The sequence below is a fragment of the Streptomyces sp. sk2.1 genome (genome assembly GCF_008120935.1).
Taxonomy (GTDB): domain Bacteria; phylum Actinomycetota; class Actinomycetes; order Streptomycetales; family Streptomycetaceae; genus Streptomyces.
On record NZ_RDBO01000171.1, the window covers coordinates 1 to 1,001 of the forward strand.

Sequence of the window (1,001 nt, forward strand, 5' to 3'; positions counted from 1 at the left end):
CCACGTGCACTACGCCTACCCGAGCGGCAGCAGCTGGACCAGCAAAACCGTATACACCAACACCCAGACCACAGCAGCCCTCGGCATCACCTGGAACACCACAGACACCAAACGGATCTACTACATCACCACCACCGGCACCGACCAGGTCTTCGTCGCGACCCAGAACACCGACGGAACCTGGACCTCACAGTCCGCCGCTCCGGGCGTGAGCGCGGACCGGCTCGCAGTACAACAAAACACCGACGGCAAAGACATCCTCTACCTCCCCGACACCACACACAACACCCTCTACTACGGGCTGCGCTGAGGCCCCACCCGCCCGTTTGCCGTTGTGCCGGGCGGGGGTGAACGCCCGTCAGGTCCGGGGCAGTGCGAGCCAGATCTCCGAGAGGCTCAGGCCGTGCTCGCGGTGCACCGCGCCGCAGGGGCAGCCCAGTTCGGCCCGGCGCCAGTCGCAGGTCACCGTCCACGGGCCGTCGCTGCCCCCGCACCGCGGGCAGCACACGGTCCCGGCCGCCCACACCCCTCTCGCGGGCCGGGTGAAGTGGCGGAACCTGCCCGGGTGGCGGGCCCGCCAGGGCTCGACGGGCGGGGTGAGCCCCGCGTCGCCGGGCCGGCTCGTCGCGGCGAGGGCGGTGAACAGGCCGGCCAGGCCGGGCAGCAGGGCCTCGCCCGCCCCGGTCGGTGGCCTTCCCGGCACGGTCGCGTACCGGGGGGCCGCGGCCGCCGCGGGCGGGGTGGGGAAGCCGTGCCAGGGCAGCAGGGCGCGGGCGAGGGCGGCCAGCAGAGCTGCGGCGGGCGGGCTGACGGCCCCGGACCTGACGGGCGTTCACCCCCGCCCGGCACAACGGCAAACGGGCGGGTGGGGCCTCAGCGCAGCCCGTAGTAGAGGGTGTTGTGTGTGGTGTCGGGGAGGTAGAGGATGTCTTTGCCGTCGGTGTTTTGTTGTACTGCGAGCCGGTCCGCGCTCACGCCCGGAGCGGCGGACTGTGAGGTCC

General features: G+C 72.3%; 1 protein-coding gene and 1 pseudogene. One reads left to right on the forward strand and one right to left on the reverse strand.

The window, feature by feature from the left end; translation table 11 throughout:
* Positions 1-310, forward strand: a pseudogene (locus EAO76_RS41905) (hypothetical protein); the annotation flags it as partial.
* A 48-nt stretch (positions 311-358) separates the two neighbouring features.
* Here the strand turns inward: EAO76_RS41905 and EAO76_RS41910 are convergent.
* Positions 359-703 carry a hypothetical protein gene (locus EAO76_RS41910; protein WP_187439024.1) on the reverse strand — a complete coding sequence of 115 codons (345 nt, stop codon included), beginning with the start codon at positions 701-703 and terminating at the stop codon, positions 359-361.
* Between the last annotated feature and the right edge of the window lie 298 nt (positions 704-1,001).